This window comes from Azospirillum sp. (assembly GCF_035628975.1).
GTDB lineage: Bacteria > Pseudomonadota > Alphaproteobacteria > Azospirillales > Azospirillaceae > Azospirillum.
This window is the reverse complement of the sequence record NZ_DASPIS010000137.1, coordinates 1-23,604: the sequence shown is the minus strand read 5'-3', so window position 1 is coordinate 23,604 and position 23,604 is coordinate 1. Positions and strand designations below refer to the sequence as shown.

The following is a 23,604-nucleotide window of genomic DNA, read 5'->3' as shown; positions in this document are numbered from 1 at the left end:
CAATCCGCGTCGCTCTCGCCAGAAAGCTCCTCGTCAGGCTCAATGCCAAAGCCCGCGAAGTTCGGGCCGGACTCGCTGTGGAAGCTTGACAGGCCAGACAGTCGCTCACCCCGACCCTCTCCCCGGGGGGGAGAGGGGGATACGGGTGGGGAAGAGGTCACCTCCCGCGTGAGCTTCGACTCCAGCCAGTCGGGCCAAGCCGCCTTGTCGTCCAGCCTCACATAGGCCATGCCGGTCAGGCCGGTCTTCACCCGCTCGATGTAGCGGGTCACCAGCGCTTCGGGCACGCGGGCCTTGACGCGGAACATCATGCGGTCGCGTTCGGACTTGGTCTCCACCTGCTTGGGCGTGAACTGGGCGCGCGGGGCGACGAAGGTGACGGTCGCGGGGATCGCGGTGTCGGGAACGGCGTCCAGCAGGATGCGGGCGTCGGCGCCGAGCGCCAGGTTTCCCGCCGTGTCGGTCGGCAGGAAGAAGGTCATGTAGACGTTCGACAGGTCGAGCAGCGTCGCCGCCTTGCCGCCGGCGGCCAGAACCTCGCCGGGTTCGGACAGGCGGTAGAGGACGCGCGACTTGCGCGGCGCCTTCAGCACGCCGTCGGCGACCAGATCGGCCAGCCGGTCGACGTCACCGGCCGCTGCGGCAATGGCCTCGTCGGCGCTGGCGAGGTGGCTCTTGGCGGCCTCCAGCGCGGCATCGGCGGTGCGGCGGCTGTTGCGGGCCTGATCGACGCGCTGTTCGGCGACATGACCCTTGCCGAACAGGATCAGCGCCCGCTCCATCTCCTTGGCGGCGAAATCGGCCTCGCTGGCGCGTTGGGCGACCAGGGCGACGGCCTCGTCGCGGGCGCGTCGGGTCTGGCGCAGCTGGGCCTCGGCGGAGCGGAGCTGCGCCTCCAGGTCGCGGGTGTCGAGCGTGGCGATGACGGCGCCGGCCTCCACCAGATCGCCCTCCTGCACCGGGATGGTCAGGACGCGGGCGGCGTATTTGGTGGCGACGTCGATCTCGTTCGCCTCGATCCGGCCGTTGCCGGAGGCGAAGCCGGCGGGCAGGCGGTTGCCCTGCATCGCCCGCCAGCCATAGGCGGCCCCGGCGCCGAGCAACGCCAGCAGGACCACGGCGATCAGAAGGCGCTTGAGGGTCATGGCTGCGCTCCCTTGCCTGCTTTGCCGGTGGTGTCGAGCGCCCCCATCACGCCGGCCAGGATGCGTTCGCGCGCCGCGTCGTCGGGGGCGGCGTCCAGCGTGCGACGCAGGCTCAACAGTGCCTCGGCATAATGGTTGTGCCAGTCCCGGCCGGCGAGTTCGGCGGGGGCGAGGCGCGGGTGACGGTCTGCCGGGGCCAGCGGGCGCGGGGCGGCAAGGTCGACGCGGTCGTCCAGGGCCGGCTGGGCGATGCGCTCCGGCGGCCAGGCCATGTCGAGCAGGGCCTGCCGGATGGAGGCGCGGGCGGGCTCCTCGCCATGGACCAGGAACAGGCCGTGGCCGACGCCGTGCCGCGCCTCCACCCAGTCCAGCAGGGTGGAGCGGTCGGCATGGCCGGAATAGACGTCGATGGAGCGCACCTTCGCCTTGATGGCGATCTCCTCGCCATGGATGCGGACGCGCGGGGTGCCCTCCTGCAACAGACGGCCCAGCGTGCCGGGAGCCTGATAGCCGACCAGCAGCACGGTGTCCTGCGGGCGCCACAGGCGGTTCTTCAAATGGTGGCGGATGCGGCCGGCGTCGCACATGCCGCTGGCCGCCATGATGATGGCGCCGCCGGAGATGCTGTTCAGGCGCTGGCTTTCCGGCACGCCGCGGACATGGTGGAAATTGGCGCGGGTGAAGGGGTCGCCGTCGGTCTCCAGATCGTCGAGATGGCGGCGGAAGACGCCGGTCACCGCGTCGGCGAGCGGCGAATCGAGGAAGACGTCCACCGCCGGCAGCTGGCCGCCGTCGAACAGGCAGTCGAGGTCGTAGAGCAGTTCCTGCGTGCGCTCCACCGCGAAGACCGGGATCAGCAGGACGCCGCCGGCCCCCAGTGCCGCCGCCACTTCGGCGCGCAGCACCGCCTGCCGTCCGGCTTCGTCGAGGTCGGTGCGGTCGCGGTCGCCGTAGGTGGTCTCCAGCACCATCCAGTCCGGCCGTTCCGGCCCGTCGGCATCGGCGTGGAAGCTCTTGCCGCCGGGGCCGAGATCGCCGGAGAACAGGATGCGGGTGGGGTCGCCGGTGCCATTCGTTGCTTCCACCTCGATGGAGGCGGAGCCGAGGATATGGCCCGCCTGCCAGAAGCGGGCGCGCAGGCCGGGCAGGATCTCGGTCCAACGGTCGTATTCGACGCGGCGGAGCCGGCGCAGGCTGCGGATGGCGTCGTCCTGGGTGTAGATCGCCTGGACGGGTGGCCGGCCGCGCTGGCGGTTGCGGCGGTTCAGGCGCTCCACCTCGCCCTCCTGGATGTAGCCGCTGTCGGGCAGCATGTATTCCAGCAGGTCCACCGTGCCGCCTGTGGCATAGATGCGGCCGCGGAAGCCGAGACGGGTCAGCTTCGGCAGCAGGCCGGAATGGTCGATGTGGGCGTGGGTCAGCAGGACGGCCTTGATCGCGGCGGGATCGAAGGGGAAGGGGCGGTAGTTCAGTTCCCGGATCGTCTTGGTGCCCTGGAACATACCGCAATCGATCAGCACGTCGCCCGCAGGCGTGGACAGGCGGAAGCAGGAGCCGGTCACCGTGCCGGCGGCGCCATGGAAGGTCAGCGACAGGGACATGGGTCTGCTCCTTGGTTCGGTCAGTTCACCCCGCCACCCGCACCCCGCTGTCGTCCGCCGCAAAGGCCTGGGCGAAGGTGAAGTCGGCGTTGGTGCTGGCGTGGATGCGATAGAGCGGTTCGCCCCGGCGCACCCGCTCGCCCACCTTGCGCAGCAGGTCGATGCCGGCGCCCTTGTCGGTGGGCGCGCCGGCCAGCCGCGCGATGCGGGCGAGGCGGTAGCAGTCGAGCGCCGACACCACCCCGTCGGCGGGGGATGCGACCTCCGCCACCAGGGAACCCAGCGTGGCCACCGCGGGCGGCGGACCCTGCAGGGCGATGATGCGCTCCATGGCGGCGAGTGCCGCGCCGGATTCCAGAAGGTCGCGCGCCCGGCGGTTGCCGCTGCCGCCGCGGATGGCGGGGTCGAATTCCAGGATGCGGCCGGCCAGCAGCAGGGCGCGCTCCTTCAGGTCGGCGGGGGATGCCGTGTCGTTGCGCAGGACGGCCATCACGTCGCGCGCCTCCAGCACCGGGCCGATGCCGCGCCCGACCGGCTGCGAGCCGTCGGTGATCGCCACCTCCAGCGTCAGGCCGAGGCTGTCGCCGACATGCTCGAACAGCTTGCGCAGGCGCACCGCCTCGCTCGCGGTGCGGATCTTGGCGCTGGGGCCGACGGGGATGTCGATCAGCAGATGGGTGGAGCCCGCAGCCACCTTCTTCGACAGGATGGAGGCGACCAGCTGCTCGCGGGTGTCGATGGCGAGCGGGCGCTCGACCGAGATCAGGATGTCGTCGGCCGGCGACAGCCGGACATGGCCGCCCCAGACCAGGCAGCCCTTGGCCTCGCGCACCAGGGTCTGCATGCGCTCCATCGGAACGTCGACATTCGCCAGCACCTCCATGGTGTCGGCGGTGCCGGCGGGGGAGGTGATGGCGCGCGACGAGGTCTTCGGTATCGGCAGGCCATGGGCGGCGACGATCGGCACCACGATCATCGAGGTGCGGTTGCCGGGAATGCCGCCGATGCAGTGCTTGTCGGCGATTGTGCCCAAATCCTGCCAGTGCAGCCGGGTGCCGGCGGCGATCATGGCGCGGGTCAGGCCCAGCACCTCCGCCGTCGTCATGAAGCTGGCGCAGGCGATCAGGAAGGCGGCGATCTCGATCTTGGAATAGCGCTGGTCGGTGATGTCGCGGATGATCGCGGCCAGCTGCGCGTCGGTCAGGGCGGCGCCGCCGACCTTGGCGCGCACCAGCTCGAAGCTCTCAGGCGGGGTGGGCGGGACGAGATGGACGGCGGAGCCCTCGGCCAGTCCCAGCTGGCGGAAGGCGGGATCGGACAGGCCGATCTCGTCGGGGCCGACGATGGCGGGGTCGTCGACGATGTTCAGCACCGCCAGCAGGGAACGGCCGTCGTTCCGCACCTCCACCCGGCCCAGGCCGAGGAAATCCTCGACATGGTACCGGGCGCAGTGCCGGTTGAGGAAGGCGACGTTCTCCCGGACGGTGTCTATCGCCAGATGTCGAAGCGTCAGCATGGGAACAGTCTACGACAGACCGCGCCAAATAGAGACGCCCAGCCCGCGCGTCAGCCATACGGGACTTCGCGCGCGCCATTTGATCCGGATCATTGGCAAAACGGAGGGGCCGTGTTTAGGAGATGCGCAGTGACACTGCTGCTGCACCACCCCGGCCGCCCCGCATTTATTCCCGCCGGCCCATCAGCCCTTCCAGCTTGGCGAAATCCACATACTGCGCCGGCCGGTCCTTCAACAGGTCCGGCGCGGCCTGGGCATTCTCGCGTGCGCATTCGGCGACATAGCGGGCCAAGAGGTCGCGCATGACCTCGGCCAAAGGCGTCTGCCGCTGGCGTGCGTAATTCTTGGCGACATCTTTGATTCGGCGATCAACGCGCAAAGAGATCGTCGCCTTCTTTGGATGAAACGGATCTCCGATCATGACGATCCTCCACCAATCTTGCCGATCCTCGTTATTTGGATATGCCGGATCGGCGGTGGATACAAGGATCGTCGGGAAGACGGGCGATAAAACTTGGGGATGATAACTTGTGAATTTGTGTGGATAAAATTTCTGCCGGTTTTCTTCTCCACAGAATCTGTGGATAGATGTGTGCGCAATCCCCGAACAGAATCATCCACATCCTTCCGGCCGGCCTGTCCGGCCTGTGGATGACTGGGTTTGCTTATTTTTTGGGCATACCTGGCATGCCGGGGGAACCCGGACCGCCGACCAGCCGCAGGCGCCCGGCGGGGGACAGGTCTGGCAGGATGGACAGGACGGTTTCCTCCGTCAGTTCGCCCATCTGGCGGCGCTTGGCGCGGGCCGCTTCGGTCGCGACGCGCAGGGAGTCGTAGTCGACGGGATCGGCCTGCAGCAGGGCGCGCACCCGCTGTCCGGCCTCGTGATACTCGCGGGTAAGCGTGTCATAACGCGGGCGCAGCGGCTCGAAGGCGGCACGCAGGCGCCGCGCGTCGGCGTCGGTGAGGTCGGCGGCCATCCGCTCGACGAAGCGGTCGGGCATCGGTTGGTGAGGGGGCGGGGGAGGATGGCGGAAGGTCGCGACCAACATCGCGACGAAGAACAGGTTCAGCGCCAGCGAGGCCAGCGCCAGAGTGCGCAGGCTTGGCCGCCTCAGGATTTGACGGGGCGCGGCGAGACCGCTCATCGGGACTCTCCGTCGAACAGCGTGACGACGTCATCGTGCAGCAGGGCCAGTTCCTGGCCGCGTAGCGTCGGGGCGGCGGGTGCCGGCAGCGTCCCGGCAAGCCAGCCGCCGGTGAGCCAGCCCAGCGCCAGCAGGGCGGCGCAGAAGCCCGCCACCGTCCGCCGCGGCATCCGCCCCAGCAACAGCAGCGCCAGCCCGTCCTGCGGCACGGCGCGGGCGGCGGCACCGACCGTCGCAAGCAGGCGGCCGATGCGGGCATCCTCCACCGCCGGCGGGCTGCCGGCCAGCAGCCGGTCGAAGGCGAGCGCCTCGTCCGCCGCCGCCCGCAGTGCAGGTGAACGGGCAAGCGCGGCCTCGGCCCCGGCACGCAGCTCGGGCGGCCAGCGTTCCGTGGAGGCGCCGTACTCGTCCAGATGGCGGAGGAACTGGTCGTCGGTCATTGGTTCCTCCTTCATGGACCGTCACCGGCGGAGAGCGCGGCCTTCAGCGCGGAGCGGGCGCGGGCGAGCAGCGAGGCGAAGGCGGTCTCGCCCATGTTCAGCACGTCGGCGGCCTGCCGCAGGCTGAGCCCCTCCTGATGGAACAGCACCACCGCGGCGCGATGGCGGTCGGGCAATGCTGCCAACGCCCGGTTGACGCGCTCCGCCGTCTGGCGCTCGGCGATGCGGTCGACAGCGTCGGGGCTCTCGTCGGGCGGATCGCCAGCCTCCTCCAGCGGCGACCAGCCGGGACGGCGGCCGCGGTCGATGGCGAGGTTCATCACGATGCGGTAGAGCCAGGTGGTGAAGGCGGCGCGCCCGCCGTCCCAGCGGCCGGCATGCTGCCAGACCCGCAGAAAGGCCTCCTGCGCGATCTCGTCGGCGTCGGACGGGTTGCCGGTCATCCGCTGGGCGAGCGCCACGGCGCGGCGCATGTGGCGGGCGGCCAGCCGGTCGAAGGCGGCGGCATCGCCGCCGGCCACGCGGGCCATCAACTCGTCGTCCGTGCCGCTGGCCTCGATCACCGGGGGTCCGCTCATGCCGTGGGCGAGAACTATGCCCAACAGCGCGAGGGGGTGCCAGCTCCCTCTCCCCCCCGGGGAGAGGGTCGGGGTGAGGGGGAGACACAGCGAGGATTCTCGCGAAGGCATGCCATGCGTCCCCCTCACCCTAACCCTCTCCCCGGGGGGGAGAGGGGATCTTGTCCAGTGTAGCAGGATCAGGACACCCATCGCCGCCCCCTATTCCGCCGGGGCGGCGATGGCGGCGCGGCGGCGGCGGCGCATCGCCAGCCGTTCCAGCGTCAGATAGACCACCGGCGTGGTGTAGAGCGTCAGCATCTGGCTCACCAGCAGGCCGCCGATGATGGCGACGCCCAGCGGGCGGCGGATCTCGCCGCCGGTCCCGTAGTCGAAGGCCAGCGGAACGGCGCCCAGCAGCGCCGCCATCGTCGTCATCATGATCGGGCGGAAGCGGACCAGGCCGGCCTCGCGGATCGCCTCCAGCGGCGACAGGCCGCGCTCGCGCTCCGCCTCCAGGGCGAAGTCGATCATCATGATGGCGTTCTTCTTGACGATGCCGATCAGCAGGATGATGCCGATCAGCGCCACGATCGACAGGTCGTGGCCGGTCAGGATCAGCGCGATCAGCGCCCCCAGCCCGGCCGACGGCAGGGTCGACAGGATGGTCAGCGGGTGGATCAGGCTTTCGTACAGGACGCCCAGCACGATGTAGATGGTGATCAGCGCCGCCAGGATCAGCAGCGGCTGGCTGGACGAGGATTGCTGGAAGGCCCGCGCGTCGCCCTGGAAGCCGGCGCGGATGCCGGCCGGCATGCCGATGTCCTCCGCCGCGCGCTGGATCACCTCGGTCGCCTGGGACAGCGAGACGCCGGGCGCGAGGTCGAAGGTCAGGTTGGCGACCGGGAAGCCGCTCTGGTGCTGGATGCTGGACGCCTGGTTGCCGATGACGACGCGCGCCACCGCCGACAGCGGCACCATGCCGTCGCGGCCCGACACGTAGATGCGCTTTAGGTCGTCGGGGCCTAGCGCCTCGCGCGGATCGACCTCCAGCACCACCTTGTGCTGGTTCTGCGCCAGATACATGGTGGAGACCTGCCGCTGGCCGAAGGCGTCGTAGAGCGTCGCCTCCAGCGCGCTCAAGGACACGCCGAGGCGCGAGGCGGCGTCGCGGTCGACGATCACGTTGGCCTGGATGCCCCCGTTCTGGCGGTCGTTGGCGACGTCCACCAGCTCCGGCAGGGTGCGCATCTTCTCCACCAGCTTGGGCGCCCATTCGTTCAGCGCGTTGATGTCCGGGTCCTGCAGGCTGTAGCGGTATTGGCTGCGGCCCTGGAAGCCGCCGGTGCGGATGTCCTGCACCGGCATCAGGAACAGCTGCACCCCCGGTACCCGGCCGGCGCGCATGCGCAGCCGCTGGGTGACGGTCGCCAGATCCTCGCGCTCCGTTTTCGGCTTCAGCGCGATGTAGATCTGGCCGGAATAGCTGCCGCCCGGCCCGCCGCCGCCGATGGTGCCGCCGACGCTGGCGACCGCCGGGTCGCCGGCCACCGCCTCCTGCAAGGCGCGCTGGCGCGTGACCATGGCGGTGAAGGAGATATCCGGCGGCGGATCGCTGAAGCCCATCAGCAGCCCGGTGTCCTGCTGCGGCACCAGGCCCTTCGGCACCTGCCCGTAGAGCCAGACGCTGACGCCGATGATGGCGAAGGTCGTGGCCAGCATGGTGCGGCGATGGGCCAGCACCCAGTCCAGCCCGTCGGCATAGAGCCCGAACAGCCGGTCGCCAATCCAGGTGAGCCCGCGGGCGAGGCGTCCGGGGGGCTTGCGCTCCGATTCCGGCTGAAGCAGGTGGGCGCACATCATCGGGGTCAGGGTCAGCGACACCACCGCGGACACGGCGATGGCGACCGACAGCACCACGGCGAATTCGCGGAACAGCCGGCCCTGGATGCCGCCCATGAACAGGATGGGGATGAAGACGGCGACCAGCGACAGGCTGATCGACACCACGGTGAAGGCGACCTGCCGGGCGCCCTTCACCGCCGCCTCCAGCGGCCTGGCTCCCTTTTCGATGTGGCGGACGATGTTCTCGATGACGACGATGGCGTCGTCCACCACGAAGCCGACCGAGATGGTCAGCGCCATCAGCGAGAAATTGTCCAGGCTGTAGCCGACGATCCACATCACGCCGAAGGTGCCGGCCAGCGACAGCGGCACCGAGGCCGCCGGGATGACCGTGGCCCACAGGCGGCGCAGGAACAGCGCCATCACCATCACCACCAGCGCCACGGTGATCGCCAGCGTCTTCTGCACGTCGTCGATGGAGGCGCGGATGGTCGGCGTGCGGTCGGTGCGCACCGAAAGCTGCACCCCCGGCGGCATCCAGCCGCGCAGGGTCGGCAGCTCGGCGTTCACCCGGTCCACCGTCTCCACCACGTTGGAGCCCGGCTGCTTCTGGATGTTGATCAGCACCGCGCGCTGGCCGTCCTGCCAGGCGGCGGTGCGGCTGTTCTCCGGCGCCTCGATCACTTCGGCGACATCGCCGAGACGGATGGTGGCGCCGTTCTTCTCGGTCACGATCAGCCGGCGGTAGGCATCGGCGCCGAACAGCTGGTCGCTGGCGCCGATCGACCAGGATTCATGGCGGCCGTCGAAGCTGCCCTTGGGGCCGTTGGCGTTGGCGCGCGAGATGGCGCTGCGGATCGTCTCCAGGCTGACACCCATGTTGGCTGCGGCAGCGGCGTTGACGCGCACGCGCACTGCCGTCTTCTCGGCCCCGTTGATGGAGACCTGGGCCACCCCCTCGATCTGGCTCAGCCGCTGGCCGATAACGCTGTCGGCCAGATTGTACAGCTCCGACGGGGCGAGCGTGGTGGAGGTCATGGCCAGCGTCATCACCGGCGCGTCGGCCGGGTTGATGCGCCGCATCTTCGGCGGGCTGGGCAGGTCGGCCGGCAGGTCGCCCCCGGCGGCGTTGATCGCCGCCTGAACGTCGCGCGACGCCGCTTCCACCTCGCGGTCCAGGTCGAACTGCACGACGACGGAGGTGCTGCCGAGCCTGCTGTTCGACGTCATCTCCGTGATGCCGGCGATGCGCGACAGCCGCCGTTCCAGCGGCGTGGCGACGGAGGCGGCCATCGTCTCCGGGCTGGCGCCGGGAAGCGACGCGGTGACGACGATGGTCGGGAATTCCACCTGCGGCAGCGGCGCCACCGGCAGGAAGCGGTAGGCGACCATGCCGAGGATCATCAGCCCGACCATCAGCAGCGAGGTGCCGACCGGCCGTGCGATGAAGGGGGCGGAGAGCGACAGCCTGGACGGAGAGTTTGCGGGGGATGCCATGGGCGGTCTACTCCGCCGCCGCACGGCCGGGCGCCCGGTCGTTGCCGGGCAGCGCCGCCGCCTTGGACCCCGGCCGCAGCCAGCGCCGCAGGCGGGTGCCCAGCCGGTCCATGTAGAGATAGACCACCGGCGTGGTGTAGAGCGTCAGCACCTGACTCAGCACCAGCCCGCCGACGATGGCGATGCCCATCGGCTTACGCAGTTCCGATCCGGTGCCGTTCTCCAGCGCCAGCGGCAGGGCGCCCAGCAGAGCCGCCATCGTCGTCATCATGATCGGCCGGAAGCGCAGGAGCGACGCCTCGTAGATCGAGCGTTCCGGCGCCATGCCCTGGTGGCGTTCGGCCTCCAGCGCGAAGTCGATCATCATGATGGCGTTCTTCTTGACGATGCCGATCAGCAGCACGATGCCGACCAGCGCGATCAGCGACAGGTCGTGGCCGGTCGCCATCAGCGCCAGGAGCGCGCCGATGCCCGCCGACGGCAGGGTCGACAGGATGGTGACGGGGTGGATCGTGCTCTCGTACAGGATGCCCAGCACGATGTAGACCGCGACCACCGCCGCCAGGATCAGCCAGGGCTGGGTTTCCAGCGAGGTGCGGAACTCCGCCGCGGTGCCGGCGAAACGGGCGGTCGCGGTGTCGGGCATGCCGATGTTCTCGCGCGCCTGCTGGATCGCCGCCACCGCGGCACCCAGCGAGACGCCGGGCGCCACGTTGAAGGACAGGGTGACGGACGGGAACTGTCCCTGGTGGGTGATGACCAGGGGAGCGGTCTTGCGCTCCGCCGACACCACCGCGCCCAGGGGCACGACCCCGCTCCCATTGGCGCCGTTGCCGGACTTCACATAGATCTTGGACAGCGACGCCGGGTCCATCTGGAAGGACGGCTCCACCTCCAGGATCACGCGGTACTGGTTGGTCTGGGTGTAGATGGTGGACACCTGCCGCTGGCCGAAGGCGTCGTACAGCGTGTCGTCGATGGCCTGCGGCAGCACATTCAGGCGGCTGGCGGCGTCGCGGTCGATGGTCAGGTAGACCTGCAGCCCGTCCGGCTGCTGGTCGGTCGCCACGTCGGTCAGCTCCGGCCTTGCGCGGAGTGCGTCCAGCAGGCGCGGGGTCCAGTTCTCCAGCTCCCGCGGGTCGGCGTCCTGCAGGACATACTGGTACTGGGTGCGGCTGACCCGGCTGTCGATCTGCACGTCCTGCACCGCCTGCATGAACAGCGAGACGCCTTGCAGGCCGCTGGTGGCGGCGCGCAGGCGGGCGATGATCTCCTCGGCCGAGGAGCTGCGTTCGTCGCGCGGCTTCAGCGCGATGGTCAGGCTGCCGGTGTTGGTGGTGGCGTTGACCGTCCCGGTGCCGACGAAGCTCGCCACCCCGGACACGTCGGGATCGCGGCGCACGATGTCGGCGACCTCGCGCTGGCGCTCCGCCATCGCCTTGACCGAGATGGATGGGGCTGCGTCGGTGACGCCGATGATGACGCCGGTGTCCTGCTGCGGCAGGAAGCCCTTGGGCACCACCGTGTAGAGGTAGAGCGTGGCGGCCAGCGTTGCGATGGTGAAGATCAGGGTCGCCGGCTGGTGGCGCAGCACGACGCGCAGCGAGGCGGCGTAGCCGTTCAGCAGCGCCTCGAAACCACGCTCGGTCCAGCGGAAGAAGGCGTTGGGTTTGCTGTCCGTCTCGGGCTTCAGCAGGCGGGCGCACATCATCGGCGTCAGCGTCAGCGAGATCACCGCCGACACCAGCACGGCGATGGACAGCGTGATGGCGAACTCGCGGAAAAGCCGGCCGACCACGCCGCCCATGAACAGCAGCGGGATGAACACCGCGATCAAGGACAGGGTCAGGGACACGACTGTGAAGCCGATCTGGCGGGCGCCTTTGAGGGCCGCCGGCAGCGGCTTCTCGCCCTTCTCGATGTAGCGGACGATGTTCTCGATCATCACGATGGCGTCGTCGACGACGAAGCCGGACGCGATGGTCAGCGCCATCAGCGACAGGTTGTCCAGGCTGAAGCCGCAAAGCGCCATGATGCCGAAGGTGCCGATCAGCGACAGCGGCAGCGCCGCCGCCGGGATCACCGTCGCCCACGCCTTGCGCAGGAACAGGAAGATCACCATCACCACCAGCCCGGCGGTCAGCACCAGCGTCTTCTGCACGTCCACCACCGAGGCGCGGATGGTCTCCGTCCGGTCGGTCAGCACCGCCATGTGAATCTGCGGCGGCAGCGTGGCCTGGAGCGAGGGCAGGAGGGCGCGGATGCGGTCCACCGTCTCGATGATGTTGGCGCCGGGCTGGCGCAGCACGTTCAGCAGCACCGCCGGCTTGCCGTCATGCCACGCCGCCAGCCGGGTGTTCTCCACCGAATCGACCACGGTGCCGATGTCGGACAGCCGCACCGGGCCGCCGTTCTTGTAGGTGACGATGATCGGGCGGTAGGCGGCGGCGGTCTCGATCTGGTCGTTGACGCCGATGGACCAGGACTGGCGCGGGCCGTCGAAGCTGCCCTTCGGCGCGTTGACGTTGGCCTGGGTGATGGTGGTCCGCACATCCTCCAGCGTCAGCCCAAGACCGGCGACGGCGGCGGGGTTGACCTGCACGCGCACTGCGGGGCGCAAGCCCCCCTCGATCCCGACATAGCCGACACCCTCGACCTGGGACAGCTTCTGCGCCAGCAGCGTGTCGGCGGCGTCGCTGACGGTCTCAAGCCGTAGGGATTCCGAACTCAGCGCCAGCACCATGACCGGCGTGTCGGCCGGGTTGACCTTGTCGTAGACCGGTGGATTCGGCAGGCCCTTGGGCAGCGTGCCCGATGCGGCGCTGATCGCCGACTGCACGTCCTGCGAGGCGGCGTCGATGTCGCGGGAGAGATCGAACTGCAGGGTGATGACCGACAGCCCGAAGGAACTGGTCGAAATCATCGAGGAGATGCCGGCGATCTGGCCGAGCTGCCGCTCCAGCGGTGCGGTGACGGAGGACGCCATCACGTCGGGGGCCGCCCCCGGCAACTGGGTGGTGACGCGCACCGTCGGGAAATCCACCGTCGGCAGCGAGGAGATCGGCAGCGCGCTGTAGCCCAGCAGGCCCAGCAGCACGACCGCCAGCATCAGCAGCCCGGTGGCGACCGGCCGCAGGATGAAGGGGGCGGAGATGTTCATGAGGGCTGCCGACCCTCACGCTGCTGCCGGTCGCGCCGCCGTTCCTCCTGCGGCGCCGGGGCGGTGCCCGGGACCGGCGCCGGTGCAGCCGACGCGATGGGTTCGACGATGCGGATCTTGGAGCCGGGCTGCAGGCGGTACTGGCCGTCCACCACCACGCGCTCGCCATGGGTCAGGCCCTCGTCGATGATCGCCTTGTTCTCCTCCTGGCGGGCGACCTTGATCGGGCGCTGCTCCACCGTCAGGTCGTCCTTGATGACGTACGCGTAGGTACCCTGCGGCCCGCGCTGGACCACGGTCGAAGGCACGGTGGTGGCGTCGCGGCGGATTGTGGACAGCAGGCGGACATTGACGAACTGGCCGGGCCACAGCTTTTGCGGGTCGTTTGGCATCTGCGCCTTCAGGCGGATGGTGCCGGTGCCGCTGTCGATCAGGTTGTCGACCACGGCGAGAGAGCCGGTGTCGAGCACGCGCCGGCCCTCGCGGTCCTGCACCTCCACCTTGACGGGACCCTGCGCCTGGGCGGCCAGCACGGCGGGAAGCTGCTTTTCCGGCAGAGTGAAGAGCACGGCGATGGGTTGGATCTGGGTGATGGTGGCGATGCCGCTCTGGTCGCTCGCCCGCACCACATTGCCCTGGTCGACGTTGCGCAGGCCGATGCGGCCGCTGATGGGCGCGGTGACGGTGGTGTAGTTCAACTGGACCCGCACCGCCTCGATCGCCGCCTCGTCGGCGCGGATCTGCGCCTCGTACTGGGCGACCAGCGCGCGCTGGGTGTCGACCGTCTGGCGCGACGCAAACTCCTTCAGGTTCATGTTGCGCTCCAGGTCGCGGCGGGCGTTGGCGAGCTGCGCCTCGTCCTGCGCCTTCTTCGCCTCGGCCTGGGCCAGCTGGGCCTGCAGCGCGCGGGAATCGATGGTCGCCAGCAGGTCGCCGGCCTTCACCAGCTGCCCTTCCTGCAGCGAGACGCGCTGCAGCTCGCCATCGACGCGGGCACGCACGGTGACGGTGTTGAAGGCCTGGATCGTGCCGATGCCGTCGAACCAGATCGGCACATCCTCGCGCGCCACCGTGCCGGCCTGCACCGCCACCACGGCGCTGCGGGCGCCGCCCCCGGGGCCGGAAGGTGGGCCGGGAGGGGCGCCGGGAGGACCGGGGGGAGGACCGCCGGCACCGGCGGATTGCGGCGCGGCAGGAGGAGTCAGCTTCTGCTGAACCGCGTAACCGATGCCGCCGACCAGACCGGCAAGAATCACACCGGTGACCACCGGCTTCCAACGAATCGTCATGACTGTCCCGACGCTTTTCAGGACGGCCGCAGGGCCGCCCCGGTCTTTTCGTGTGCCTTTGATACGAGGCGGCGCGGTGGATTCGTCGAGACCGATCGAAAAAAATGTCCGGCGTCCGGCGGGATGGCGTCCGGCGGGATGGTTCGTCTTGACCCTCGGCCGAGCCTTGGTCATTATGATGCATCATACAGCAAACACGCGAGGATGGGTGAGCGGGCAGACGATGAGCGGATTCGATCTTACCCTTCTCGAGCATGACAATCTCGGCGGCACGATCTATCAGAAGCTGTGCGAGGCGCTGATGAAGGGGGCGTTCAAGCCGAACGACCGTCTCAAGATCCGCGATCTGGCCGAACGGCTGGGGACGAGCGTCACGCCGGTGCGCGACGCCATCCTGCGGCTGGTGCAGGATCAGGCGCTGGTGCTGCGCTCGCCGCGCGACATCCGCGTTCCGATGCTGACCCGCGCCGCCTATCTGGAGATCCGCGACATCCGCGTCAGCCTGGAGGGGATGGCCGCCGCGCGCGCCGCCGGGAAGGCAACCGCCGCCCAGATCGCCGCCCTGGAAAGCCTGCTGGCGCGCAACGAGGACGCGATGGCCGCCGGCAACACCGCGCTGGCCACCGAACTCAACCAGATCTTCCACTTCACGCTGGCGGAAATCGCGGACATGCCGGTGCTCGGCGACATCCTGCGGCGTTTGTGGCTGCAGATGGGACCGCTGATCGCCGACGTCTATGGCGGGGCGGGGCGCACGATGATCGACCATCACTACCCGCTGATGGACGCCATCCGCCGTCACGACGGCCCGGCCGCCGCCATCGCCATCCAGGCCGACATCCTGCTGGCCAGCGGCCCGATCCTGGAGCGGATCGACGCCGAGATCCCGGCTCCGGCCCCGACTCCAGCCCCGACTCCTGCCGCGCTCGTCTCCTGATCCGGCCGCCAGCCCCCAGTTTCCGAGTTCCGGTCCATCCATGAAGATGATGCATCAAACATTGAAAGCCTCGAACCACAAGGAGACATCGGCCATGACACCCGGTGACGTTCTGACCACCGCCGCGCCGCCGATCTCCCCCGACGAGGCGGGCGCCATGATGCAGCGGTGCTTCGGGGTGACCGGCACCGTCCGGACCCTGAGCAGCGAGCGCGACCGCAACTTCCACATCGCCGCCGCCGGAGGGCAGGGCTATGTGCTGAAGTTCACCAATCCGGCGGAACCGCAGCTCGTCACCAGCTTCCAGACCGGGGCGATGCAGCATGTCGCCGCGCGCGACCCGTCCCTGCCGGTGCCGCGGGTGGTGCCGACGCTGGACGGGGAATCCGAGGCGACCGTCCTGATCGACGGCCAAACCATGGTCCTGCGGCTGCTGACCTATCTGGAGGGCACGCCGCTCCATGCGGCGCCGGCCTCACCGGGGCAGATGCGGGCGCTGGGGGCGACGCTGGCCCGGCTGGATCTGGCGCTGGCCGATTACGCGCATCCCGGCTCGGAGCGCGATCTGCTGTGGGACATCACGCGCACCGCCGGCGTGGCCGACCGGCTGCATTATCTGCCCGACGGCCCGCGCCGCCGGATGGTGGAGCGCTTCGTCGCCCGCTTCGCCGGGCAGGTGGCGCCGCGGCTGCCCGCCCTGCGGCATCAGGTGATCCACAACGACCTGAACCCGCACAACGCGGTGGTCGATCCGGTCGGGCACGAGGCGGTCACCGGGATCATCGATTTCGGCGACGCGCTGAAGGCGCCGCTGGTCAACGATCTGGCGACGGCGCTGGCCTACCACGTCACCAGCGGCGAGACGCCCTTCGGCTCCCTGGTCGAGATGACCCGCGCCTACACAGCCGTGCTGCCGCTGACGCCGGAAGAAGTGGAGTTGCTGCCTGATCTGGTGGCGGCCCGGCTGGCGCTGACCATCGGCATCACCGGCTGGAGGGCGGCCGAATATCCGGACAACGCCCCCTACATCCTGCGGAATTCCGAACGCGCCTATGCCGGCCTGGAAAAGCTGACCGGCGACGAGGCCGCCACCGCGCACCGCCTGCTCCATCTCGCCTGCCAGAGAGTGTGACCCGTCATGACCATGATCAACGCCTACGCGCCCGCCTCCGCCGGATCCCTGCCGGAGCGCGAGCGCGCCCTGATCGCCCGCCGCGAGAAGCTGCTCGGCCCGGCCTACCGCCTGTTCTACGCCGACCCGATCCATGTGGTGCGGGGGGAGGGCTCCTACCTCTATGACGCCGACGGCAACCGCTATCTGGACGCCTACAACAACGTCGCCTCGGTCGGGCATTCGCGGCCGGAGGTGGTGGAGGCGATGGCGAAGCAGGCGGCCGTGCTGAACACCCACACGCGCTATCTGACCGACGGCATCCTCGACTTCGCCGAAGCCTTCCTGGCGGAGTTTCCGGCGCCGTTGTCGCACCTGATGCTGACCTGCACCGGCAGCGAGGCCAACGATCTGGCCCTGCGCGTCGCCCGCGTCCACACCGGCGGAACCGGCGTCGTCATCGCCCACAACGCCTATCACGGCGTCACTTCGGCGCTGGCGGAGATGTCGCCTTCGCTGGGCAGTGCGGTGAAGCTGGGCGACCATGTCCGCGTGGTGCCGGCGCCCGACAGCTACCGCATCCCGGAATCGGAGGTCGGCGCCGCCTTCGCCCGCTCGGTGGAGGCGGCCATCGCCGACCTGCGCGAGAAGGGGATCGCCCCGGCGGCGCTGCTGGTCGACACCATCTTCTCCAGCAGCGGCGTCTTCACCGATCCGGCCGGCTTCCTCGCCCCGGCGGTGGAGGCGATGCGCAAGGCCGGCGGCCTCTTCATCGCCGACGAGGTGCAGCCCGGCTTCGGCCGGCTCGGCACCCACATGTGGGGCTTCGCCCGCCACGGGCTGGTGCCCGACATCGTGACGGTCGGCAAGCCGATGGGCAACGGCCACCCGGTGGCGGGGGCCATCTTCCGGCCGGAGGTGATCGAGGCGTTCGGCAAGAGCCAGCGCTATTTCAACACCTTCGGCGGCAACCCGGTGTCCTGCGCGGTGGCGCTGGCCGTGCTGCGCGTCATCAAGACGGACCGGCTGCAAGAGAATGCCCTGGCCGTCGGCACCGAGATGATCGACGGCCTACGCGCGCTGGCCGCCAAGCACGACCTGATCGGCGACGTGCGCGGCAGCGGCCTGTTCATCGGCGTCGAGATGGTGCGCGACCGCAAGCTGAAGACGCCGGCGCCGGAGGAGACGGCCCGCGTGGTGAACGACATGCGCCGGCGCCGGGTGCTGATCAGCGCCACCGGGCAGGAAGGGCACATCCTGAAGATCCGCCCGCCGCTGGTGTTCTCCTCCGACGACGCCAAGCTGTTCCTCGCCACGCTGGACGAGGTGCTGGCGGCGCTGTGATCCTCGCGCTTCCGCCTTCGGCCGGCCGGTCAGTTGGAGGCCGGATAGAGCGGAAGCAAGGTCTGCTGGCGGCGCTGGTAGCTGATCAGCTCCCAGGCGGTCAGCGGCTTTGCGCCCTGCGCCCGGCAGGCGTCGGCGACCTCGAACATCAGGGACTGCTGGTGGAACAGGGTGGCGTAGGCGGCGGCCAGCCGGAATTCCGGATCCCACATGTGGATGGCTTCGGCTCCTGCGCCGTTCACCTCGATGATGCGGAAATCCTCGCCCACCGCCAGCCGTTCCACCGAGGCGAAGCGCACGTCGAAACGGCCGAAATGGAAGCCCGGCATCTGGTCGGCGATCTCGTCGAAGCGCGCGGTCAGCGTCGCGGTGACATGGCCGCAGGCGTCCTTGTAGAGCCCGCCGACCCGGCTGCTGCCGACCAGCGACAACCGCACCGTCCGGCCCGCCGCCGGCACCTCGTCCAGCCGGTCGGCCAGCGCCTCGTGATGCAGGTCGGCCTTCCACGAGGCGCGCGGGTCGGCGGCGATCAACTCGCGCAGGCTGGACCGGCCGTCGCCCACCACATGGGGGTAATAGCGGAAGGTCATGGAGAAGATGCGGCCATGCCGCTCGCCCGGCTTGCGGACATAGAAGATGCCGGCCTCGCCCGCGTAATCCACATGCTCCTGCAGGATCACCCGCGCCTCGGCCGGGAAGCCGGCGAGATAGGTGCGCAGGTCGGCGGAATCGCGCACCAGCCGCACGCCGATGCCGCGCCAGCCGATGTCCGGCTTGGCAACCAACGGGAAGGACAGGCCGGCGCCCGACGCCAGCATGTCGAGCGCCGCCGGGGTCAGCGAGGGCCGGTTGACCAGCGCCACGGAGCACGCGGCCCACCGGCGCGCCGCCGGGCCGATCAGGTCCATGCAGGCGATCTTCGATTCGCCCAGCAGCCCGCCGGCCTCGATCGACGGGTTGGCGGCGGTCGGCAGGCTGAGGCTGCGGTAGCGGATGCCCAGCGCGAACCACTGGACCACCAGCGGGATGTAGAACAGCAGGGGCGGGATGCGCTCCGCCCAGCCGATGGTGGGGGCGCCGGCCGGCACCACCGGCAGGCCGGGCAGGGCGATGGCGCGCGGCGTCGGATTGGCGTGCAGCGCGTCGCGCAGGCCGCGGGGCAGATGCGGCTCCGCCTTCGTCCGGATGCGGGCGAACAGGCTGCCGGCGACGGACCGGGCGCGCCGCGTGCGCAGAAGCACCAGCAGGGCCGCACAGCCGATGCCGATCACCTGCACCTGGACCGCCGCCGCCTCCAGCGACGAGGTCATCAGCGTCAGCAGAAGCCCGACATGCACCCCCGCCGTCACCAGCGTGATGACGATGAAGCGCAGGAACGGCACCCGCATGACGCCGCAGGCGAAGTAGGTCGGGAACAGGACGCCGGGCACGATCCGGCAAGTCACCAGCGTCGGCAACAGGTTCTTCTGCAATGCCGTGCGGCAGCGCTCAAGCATCGGCCCCTCGGTCCGCCGCCGGATCCAACTGACGCGCAGGGACAACAGTCCGAGGACATAAATGAAAAGGTCGCCGATAACGATCCCGCACAGCAACGTGATGGCGGTCACGCCGATGCTGACGGTACCGACGCTGACCAGGCTGGCCCCCACCGCAATTGCAACGTCTTCGTGCAGAAGCGTAAGCAAAGCAAGGCCCAGCAAAAGAGGGAAACCGGCAAGGGCGGTTATTGGTTGCAGTGCAGCAAACACGGGCGGGATGTCCAATGGATGGATGGCGGTCAGGGCGCCATCGGCAAAATTGCATAGGTAATCGTAAGCATCACGTTAAAACTTTTGTGGAACCGGTGGGGTTGCCGACTGTTTTTCTTGAGGCATATCGTATCGTTATGGCTAGGATAGAAAATATGTGTTTGCAGGTATGGCGTCGGCACGGCACAGTGCGGTTCAATCGATGACCGGCCAAATCGGCAACCGGCGGCGAACCGCCATACGACCTGACCAGGAGACGCACCGTGCAGAGCATCCAGTGGGACGACGCCTTCCTCCTTGAAGCCCAGCTGACCGAGGATGAGAAGCTGGTGCGCGACAGCGCCCGCGCCTACTGCCAGGACCGGCTGCAGCCCCGCGTCATCTCGGCCTTCCGCGAGGAGCGGTTCGACCGCGAGATCATGAGCGAGATGGGCGAGCTGGGCCTGCTGGGCCCGACCATCCCGGAGGAGTATGGCGGGCCGGGCGTCAGCCATGTCGCCTACGGTCTGGTCGCCCGCGAGGTGGAGCGGGTGGACAGCGGCTATCGCTCCGCCATGTCGGTGCAGTCCTCGCTGGTCATGCACCCGATCTACGCCTATGGCAGCGAGGAGCAGAAGAAGAAGTGGCTGCCGCGTCTGGCCACCGGCGAGCTGGTCGGCTGCTTCGGCCTGACCGAGCCGGACCACGGTTCCGACCCCGGCGGCATGAAGACCCGCGCCACCAAGGTCGACGGCGGCTATCTGCTGTCGGGCGCCAAGATGTGGATCACCAACTCCCCCATCGCCGATCTCGCCGTCGTCTGGGCGAAGTCGGACGCCCATGACAACAAGATCAAGGGCTTCGTGGTGGAGCGCGGGATCAAGGGCTTCACCACCCCGAAGATCGAGGGCAAGCTGTCGCTGCGCGCGTCGGTCACCGGCGAAATCGTTCTGGACGAGGCCTTCGTCCCCGACGAGAACCTGCTGCCCAACGTGTCGGGCCTGGGCGGTCCGTTCGGCTGCCTGAACAAGGCGCGCTACGGCATCGCCTGGGGCGTGATGGGTGCGGCGGAGTTCTGCTGGCACGCCGCCCGCCAGTACACGCTGGACCGCAAGCAGTTCGGCCGTCCGCTGGCCCAGACCCAGTTGGTGCAGAAGAAGCTGGCCGACATGATGACGGAGATCACGCTGGGCCTGCAGGCTGCCTTGCGGGTCGGCCGCATGATGGACGACGGCAGCTGGTCGCCGGAGGCGATCTCGCTGATCAAGCGCAACAACTGCGGCAAGGCGCTCGACATCGCCCGCGTCGCCCGCGACATGCACGGCGGCAACGGCATCTCCGAGGAGTTCCAGGTCATCCGCCACATGGTGAACCTGGAGACGGTGAACACCTACGAAGGCACCCACGACGTCCACGCCCTGATCCTGGGCCGGGCGCAGACGGGCCTGCAGGCCTTCTCGTAAGGTCTTGAAAACACCCTCTCCCGCCCCGGGAGAGGGAGGGACCCGCCGCGGTGCGGCGGGAGGGTGAGGGGTGCTCCGAGGATCGGTGTGGTTGCGGATTGCTCGGAGCGATCCTGTCCTTTCCCGACCGGCAACGCCGGGTCTTCCCTCCTTCTCCCGGGGCGGGAGAGGGCGTTTTTCAGGTCCCCGTCGCCTGCTGGCGCACCTCGGCCAGGAAGCGGTCGACCTCGGCCGCCAGCGCGCGGGTCTGGCCGGACAGGCCGCGGGCGGCGTCCTGCACGCCCAGCGCCGTGCTGCCGGCGCTCTCCGCCGTATGGGCGAGTGCGGCGATGGTCGCCGACACGTCCTGCGTGCCGAGTGCCGCCATCTCCACCGCCCGCGCGATCTCCCGCGTGGCGGCGTTCTGTTCCTGCACCGACTGGGTGATGGTGCCGGCGATGCCGTCGATCTCCGTGATGGTGCTGCCGATGGCGCCGATGGCGTCGGCGGCCTCGCGGGTCACCGACTGCATGGCGTTGACCTGGGCGGCGATCTCGTCGGTGGCCTTGGCGGTCTGGTCGGCCAGCCCCTTCACCTCGGTTGCCACCACGGCGAAGCCCTTGCCGGCTTCCCCGGCGCGGGCGGCTTCGATGGTGGCATTGAGCGCGAGCAGGTTGGTCTGCTTGGCGATGGCGTGGATCAGCCCGACCACCTGGCCGATGCGCTCGGCATTGGCGATCAGCCCCTGGACGGTGGCGTTGGTGCGGTCGGCGTGCGACACCGCCTCCCCGGCGATGCGGGCGGAATGGCCGACCTGTTCGGAAATGCCACCGATGGACCCGGCGAGTTCGGTCGCCGCCGCCGCGGCGGAGCGGACGTTGGACTGGATGTCGTCGGATTCGCGGGCGACATTGCGGGTCTGGCTCGACGCCTCGCCCACCACCACGGCCATGCGGTCGGCGCTGTCGGCCATGCCGGACGCGGACTCGGCGATGCCCTCCACCAGCCGCTTCACCGTGCCCTGGAAACGGTCGGCAAGGTCGAGCAGGGCTGCGCGCTTGGCCTCCTCCGCCTTGGCGTCGGCTTCGGCTTGCACCGCGTGCATGCGGTCTATGGCGCGGGCGTTGTCGCGGAAGACGGTGACCGAGCCGGCCATGGCGCCGATCTCGTCGGAGCGGCCGGTGCCGGGGACTTCCACCGCCGTGTCGCCGCCGGCGAGCGTCGCCATCGCCGCCGACATGGCGCGCAGCGGGCGGATGACGATCCGGCCGAGCAGGACGTTCAGCAGGGCGATCTGAACCACCAGCGCGATCAGGCAGATGGCGATCTGGTTGCGCATCTGGGTGGCGATGGCGTCGATCTGCTGCTCCAGGCTCCAGGCGATCTGCAGGGCGCCGACCAGCCGGTTGCTCTTGCCGGTCACCACCGGCACCGTCACGACGATATGGCCCTTGGCCGAGCGGGTCTGCGCCCCCTTGCCGGCCAGCACCGCCTCGACCAGATCCTGGTCGGCCTTCAGGTCGTATTTGGCGAAGCGGGGGTTGGAGAAGTCGGCGAGCGTGCCGGTGGCGGAGGCGGCGCGCAGCGAAGCCAGTTGCACCTCGCTGCTGTCGGCCAGCGGCATGAACTCCGTCTCGATGGAGGCGCCGTCCCCGGCGACGAAGCTGGTCTTGGTGGCATTCGCCAGCATGTCCGTCTTGACGCGGGCGTCATGCGTCGCCAGCCGCACCGCGTCGTCATACTGCATCTTGGCCTGCAGCCCCATGATGACGATGAAGCCGCCGACGATGGCCGCCACGAATGCCGCCGTCACCTTGCGCCCGACGCTCCAGAACCGCCGCGGCCGGGATGCGGCCGCCTTGTCCACTGCCATGCTCTTGCCCCTTCCCATGCCGCCTCCGCTCCATTTCGACCGTGGCCCTTCAGGGCATGACCGCCGGCCGCGAGGGCACGGCGATGCACCGCCGGCAGGGCCGGCGCCCGCTATAGAAGCGTCAACGAATTGCAAAATTTAAATGATATTGTAACGGCATATCATGGTCTGCGCCATGATCTTCTTCTCTGACTTTCGGATGGTTGCCAATTGTCACAGCAACCCCAAAGTCACAGGCCGGCTTGGACAAAGTGAAGGCGCCGCCGTCGATTTGACGAAACGGCGCCCTTCCAGGCCGGGCACGTTGCGAACCCGGCTTCAGTTCTTTGTCGCTGTGTCTTTTCCTGGGACCGTGTCAGCCGCGGGCCGGATTGCGCTCCCGCCAGCCGAACGGACCGGCCGTCTCGTAGAGCCACGGATACTGGTTGACCATGCGCCTTGCGATGGCGATGCGGTGGGCGGTCAGGGTGATCAGCGCGATCACCACGGTGTGGACGATGAAGCCCCACAGCGACAGCAGCTGCTCGCCGAACAGGCCCCAGGCCAGGAAGCGGTCGCCCAGCCCCAGCAGAAGCGAGTAGGCCAGCACGTTCGACACCGGCTTCCACCCTTCGGCAAGCGTCTGGCCGGTCAGCACGCCGCAGCCGCCGAACACCAGAACCGTCAGGAACACGAACACCGGAACCGAAGAGCCAAGGATCGTCTCCATCTCAGTGGCCCCCTTCCAGATAAGCCGCGCGAACCTCCGGGTCGGCCAGAAGCTGCGCCCCCGTCCCCGTCATCGTGATCTTGCCCGTCACCATCACATAGGCCCGGTGCGCAAGCTTCAGTGCGTGGAACGCGTTCTGCTCCACCATGAACACCGTCATCTTCTGTTCCCGGTTGATCTCCTGGATCACCTGGAAGATCTGCTTCACGATCAGCGGCGCCAGACCCAGCGACGGCTCGTCCAGCAGCAGAAGCCGCGGCTGG

17 protein-coding genes and 1 pseudogene are annotated in these 23,604 nt (G+C 69.2%); 4 read left to right on the top strand and 14 right to left on the bottom strand.

Going from position 1 to position 23,604, the window contains the following annotated elements; translation table 11 throughout:
* From VD964_RS28180 to VD964_RS28135, 10 genes are all read right to left on the bottom strand, one after another.
* Positions 1–1,145: HlyD family secretion protein (locus VD964_RS28180; protein WP_324871744.1), on the bottom strand; the 1,145-nt coding region annotated here is incomplete at its 3' end.
* The gene (locus VD964_RS28175) at positions 1,142–2,746 is read right to left on the bottom strand and encodes an MBL fold metallo-hydrolase (RefSeq protein ID WP_324871743.1); all 1,605 of its coding nucleotides are present in this window, start codon (positions 2,744–2,746) and stop codon (positions 1,142–1,144) included. The genes VD964_RS28180 and VD964_RS28175, both read right to left, overlap by 4 nt.
* 25 nt (positions 2,747–2,771) lie before the next feature.
* On the bottom strand, positions 2,772–4,262 hold the full coding sequence (locus VD964_RS28170; RefSeq protein WP_324871742.1) for a thymidine phosphorylase family protein: 1,491 nt from the start codon (positions 4,260–4,262) through the stop codon (positions 2,772–2,774).
* Between the two features lie 166 nt (positions 4,263–4,428).
* Positions 4,429–4,683, bottom strand: a complete 255-nt coding sequence (locus VD964_RS28165; protein WP_081506015.1) for a hypothetical protein — start codon at positions 4,681–4,683, stop codon at positions 4,429–4,431.
* Between the two features lie 244 nt (positions 4,684–4,927).
* Positions 4,928–5,410 carry a periplasmic heavy metal sensor gene (locus tag VD964_RS28160; RefSeq protein ID WP_324871741.1) on the bottom strand — a complete coding sequence of 161 codons (483 nt, stop codon included), beginning with the start codon at positions 5,408–5,410 and terminating at the stop codon, positions 4,928–4,930.
* A complete protein-coding gene (locus VD964_RS28155; protein ID WP_324871740.1) occupies positions 5,407–5,850 on the bottom strand; it encodes a hypothetical protein in 444 nt (147 codons plus the stop codon). Before VD964_RS28155 ends, VD964_RS28160 begins: the two co-directional genes overlap by 4 nt.
* Before the next feature lie 11 nt (positions 5,851–5,861).
* Complete coding sequence (locus VD964_RS28150) at positions 5,862–6,428, bottom strand: RNA polymerase sigma factor (RefSeq protein ID WP_324871739.1); 567 nt, start codon at positions 6,426–6,428, stop codon at positions 5,862–5,864.
* Between the two features lie 201 nt (positions 6,429–6,629).
* Positions 6,630–9,749 (bottom strand): efflux RND transporter permease subunit, encoded by a 3,120-nt coding sequence (locus VD964_RS28145; protein ID WP_324871738.1) that lies wholly within the window; start codon positions 9,747–9,749, stop codon positions 6,630–6,632.
* Between the two features lie 7 nt (positions 9,750–9,756).
* Positions 9,757–12,909, bottom strand: a complete 3,153-nt coding sequence (locus VD964_RS28140; protein ID WP_324871737.1) for a multidrug efflux RND transporter permease subunit — start codon at positions 12,907–12,909, stop codon at positions 9,757–9,759.
* Positions 12,906–14,198, bottom strand: a complete 1,293-nt coding sequence (locus VD964_RS28135) for an efflux RND transporter periplasmic adaptor subunit (protein WP_324871736.1) — start codon at positions 14,196–14,198, stop codon at positions 12,906–12,908. Before VD964_RS28135 ends, VD964_RS28140 begins: the two co-directional genes overlap by 4 nt.
* A gap of 223 nt (positions 14,199–14,421) precedes the next feature.
* On the opposite strand from VD964_RS28135, the gene VD964_RS28130 reads away from it, so the two are divergent.
* The 3 genes from VD964_RS28130 (at position 14,422) to VD964_RS28120 (ending at position 17,590) form a co-directional block, all read left to right on the top strand.
* Positions 14,422–15,135 carry a GntR family transcriptional regulator gene (locus VD964_RS28130; RefSeq protein WP_324871735.1) on the top strand — a complete coding sequence of 238 codons (714 nt, stop codon included), beginning with the start codon at positions 14,422–14,424 and terminating at the stop codon, positions 15,133–15,135.
* A 94-nt stretch (positions 15,136–15,229) separates the two neighbouring features.
* Complete coding sequence (locus tag VD964_RS28125; RefSeq protein WP_324871734.1) at positions 15,230–16,267, top strand: phosphotransferase; 1,038 nt, start codon at positions 15,230–15,232, stop codon at positions 16,265–16,267.
* 6 nt (positions 16,268–16,273) lie between these two features.
* Positions 16,274–17,590, top strand: a complete 1,317-nt coding sequence (locus VD964_RS28120) for an aspartate aminotransferase family protein (protein WP_324871733.1) — start codon at positions 16,274–16,276, stop codon at positions 17,588–17,590.
* A 29-nt stretch (positions 17,591–17,619) separates the two neighbouring features.
* Here the strand turns inward: VD964_RS28120 and VD964_RS28115 are convergent, their stop codons facing one another.
* Positions 17,620–19,239, bottom strand: a complete 1,620-nt coding sequence (locus VD964_RS28115) for a DedA family protein (RefSeq protein ID WP_324871732.1) — start codon at positions 19,237–19,239, stop codon at positions 17,620–17,622.
* Between the two features lie 362 nt (positions 19,240–19,601).
* Between VD964_RS28115 and VD964_RS28110 the strand changes: the two genes are divergently transcribed.
* Positions 19,602–20,780 carry an acyl-CoA dehydrogenase gene (locus VD964_RS28110; protein ID WP_324871731.1) on the top strand — a complete coding sequence of 393 codons (1,179 nt, stop codon included), beginning with the start codon at positions 19,602–19,604 and terminating at the stop codon, positions 20,778–20,780.
* Positions 20,781–20,958: 178 nt separating this feature from the next.
* Here the strand turns inward: VD964_RS28110 and VD964_RS28105 are convergent, their stop codons facing one another.
* The 3 genes and pseudogenes from VD964_RS28105 to VD964_RS28095 all read right to left on the bottom strand — a co-directional run.
* Entirely contained in the window at positions 20,959–22,632 is a 1,674-nt protein-coding gene (locus tag VD964_RS28105; protein ID WP_324871730.1) for a HAMP domain-containing methyl-accepting chemotaxis protein, read from the bottom strand.
* Between the two features lie 355 nt (positions 22,633–22,987).
* On the bottom strand, positions 22,988–23,341 hold the full coding sequence (locus VD964_RS28100) for a DUF6867 family protein (protein ID WP_324871729.1): 354 nt from the start codon (positions 23,339–23,341) through the stop codon (positions 22,988–22,990).
* Position 23,342: 1 nt separating this feature from the next.
* Positions 23,343–23,604: pseudogene (locus VD964_RS28095) on the bottom strand (ABC transporter ATP-binding protein); the annotation flags it as partial.